This is a genomic window from Janthinobacterium sp. KBS0711, assembly GCF_000988085.1.
GTDB lineage: Bacteria > Pseudomonadota > Gammaproteobacteria > Burkholderiales > Burkholderiaceae_D > Janthinobacterium > Janthinobacterium lividum_E.
The window spans coordinates 720,228-722,624 of the sequence record NZ_LBCO01000033.1; the positions used below are offsets into that span (position 1 = coordinate 720,228).

Annotated in this window: 2 protein-coding genes and 1 pseudogene; all 3 read right to left on the reverse strand. The window is 67.2% G+C overall.

Translation table 11 applies throughout. From position 1 onward, the window contains the following. The coding region (locus VM94_RS21865; RefSeq protein WP_082127844.1) for an alkaline phosphatase family protein at positions 1–1,380 on the reverse strand (1,380 nt) is incomplete at its 3' end. 100 nt (positions 1,381–1,480) lie between these two features. After that, entirely contained in the window at positions 1,481–2,149 is a 669-nt protein-coding gene (locus tag VM94_RS21870) for a general secretion pathway protein GspB (protein WP_046685307.1), read from the reverse strand. A 1-nt stretch (position 2,150) separates the two neighbouring features. After that, a pseudogene (locus VM94_RS29210) lies at positions 2,151–2,397 on the reverse strand (peptidoglycan-binding protein); the annotation flags it as partial.

The window sequence follows — 2,397 nt, forward strand, 5'->3', positions numbered from 1 at the left end:
CGCGCCCGCCGTTTTGCCCGCCGTTTTACTATTCGCCGCTTGCGCATTCCTGGCCGTGCGCGACAATTGCCGGTGGGCGGCGATCGCGCCCGCCTCGGCATCGGACTGGAACGGTACGGCGGCAACGGCGGCCACCTCGCCATCAGGCTGGCAAGCGGACGCCAGCGGCGTAAAATCCTGCGCCCGCACATCCGCCTCCCATGCGGCGCGCTGCGCCAGCACAGCCGCGGGCACGGCAGGCGCGGCGCGCGCTTGCGCCAGGGTCAGCACGGCGCCCAGGCCGCTGGCGGCCGCCACGCGCGCGCCCATCTGGGGCAAGGCGCCATCGGCGGCGCGGCAAAAGCGCTGCAGGATGGTTTTGATGATCGACGTGTGGTCGACCACCTCGTGGCTGACGCTGCCCGGCGCAATCAGCGGCGACACGAGCAGCATGGGCACGCGCACGCCGTACTGGCGAAACGCGGGGTCGTCGTCGATGGCGGGGCCAGGCGGCACATGGTCGAAAAAGCCGCCGTGCTCGTCATAGCTGAGGATCAGCAAGGTGCGCGCCCAGGCCGGTCCGCGCGACAGGGCCTGATAGACCTGCGCCACCAGCGCCTGACCGGCGCGGATATCGGCCGGCGGGTGGTCGTCATTCTCAAAAAAATGCGGATCGATCCAGCTGACGGAGGGCAAGGCGCCCGCCAGCGCATCGCCGATGAAACCATAGCGGCGCGCACTGGAGCCGAACGGTTCGTACAGCTCGGATGAGCGGTAATGGTCGTCCGTCAGCGCCAGGCTCCAGGGTTTCCAGGCGGAATAAAATTTCCAGCTGACCTGGGCGCGGTCCAGGTGGCGCACGAAGGATTTGTTCGTATACAGGGGCACGCGCTTGCTGTCGCGGCTGCCGGCCGCCTTGCCGCTGACCGCATACAGGCGGTTGGGCCAGGTGGCGCCAGGCACGGAGCTGTAGCAGCGGTCGCAGACGCAAAACTGCTGCGCCAGGAAATCGTACATGGGCAAGTCGGATGCATTGTAATAACCCATCACCAGATCGATGTCGGGGTCGCCCGGATGCGTTTGCGCATAGTCGTCGACAAAGCCGCCATTATTGTTTTGCAATTGCTGCGCCACCGACATGCCCGTATGCGACGGGTCTTGCTGCGGGCCAAACGCCATGCGCCGCAAATGATGCACGGGGTAGCTCACGCCCGCATGCACGTTCGCATGGCTGGCCTGCAAGCCATCGATGTCGGTGCGCCCGCCTTCCAGGCTCAGGTAGCCGAGCATGTGGTCGAAGGAACGGTTTTCCATCATCAGCACGACGATATGGTCGATGCGCGCCAGGTTTCCCAAGCCATGCACATCAAGGACACCCTCACCAGCTGCGGCAGCAATCATCAGAACTCCCCAGCCGCGCACACGGTCGCAGCGACCCTGGTTCGACCAGGCCAGGCCAGTATGGTTCAGCTATGGCGGCCCGGCCTTGATGCGCAACAACTCAATACGGCACGCGGTAGCGATAGCCCTTGAAACTGAAAATGGCCGCCTTCGGCTGCAACTTTTCCAGCACCAGGCCGGGCGCCAGTTCCTCGCCTTCGTGGCGCAGGACCTTGTCGATCAGCAGCAGGCGGTCGGCCGGATTCTTCGAATAGATATAGCCGCCGATGGCGACGGGGGGGATTTGACGCTGTATCGGCTCGGGCAAGTCGCGCATGCCAGGGACGGTCTCTTCGGCTGCGGCCGCCGGCGCAGGTACGGGCACGGCCGGCGCCGGAGCGGGGACTGGCGACTCCTGCTTCGGTTCCGCCACGGGCCGGGCATGGTGCACGGGCGCGGCGATGGCCGCCGGCGGTACGGCCACGGCCACAGGCGCCGGCACAGGAACTGCGGGCGGGACGACTGCCGGCATCGGCGCTGGCACAGCCTGGGCCAGGACGGCAGGTGCAACCGCAGGCGCCGTGGCCGCCGCCTGCCAAGGCTGCCACAGCAGCAGCGCGGCAGCCACGGCCACCGCCACGCCGCCCAGCGCCAGCCAGACGGGAGTGCGCCGCGCCGCGCCGGACGCTGCGCCATCGTGCAGTTGCACTTGCGGTGCGTGGATTGACGGCAACTCGCCCAGCTGGCGCTCGGCTTGCGATTTTTTCAGTGCTTCAAGTATGTATGACATCTTATTTCCCCGCCACCATCGCCGTCGCAGCGGGCGCTGCCACGGCAGGAGCTGCGCTGCTCAGGCGCGGCTCCGCGTTGTCACCGAGCTGCATCAGGCGTATGTACGTTTTCGGGCCCGCCAGACCATCGGCCCGCAGCTTCTGGCTTAGCTGGAACGTGCGCAGCTGGCCTTGCATCTCGGCATCGAGCGGCAGATTGGCGGCCGGCGCCGGCAAACCCCGCTGTTGCGCCAGACGCTGCGCCAGC

What these genes read in the sequence shown, in the direction of transcription:
- VM94_RS21870 (WP_046685307.1), bottom strand. Translation starts at nt 2,149, where the DNA reads ATGTCATACATACTTGAAGCACTGAAAAAATCGCAAGCCGAGCGCCAG.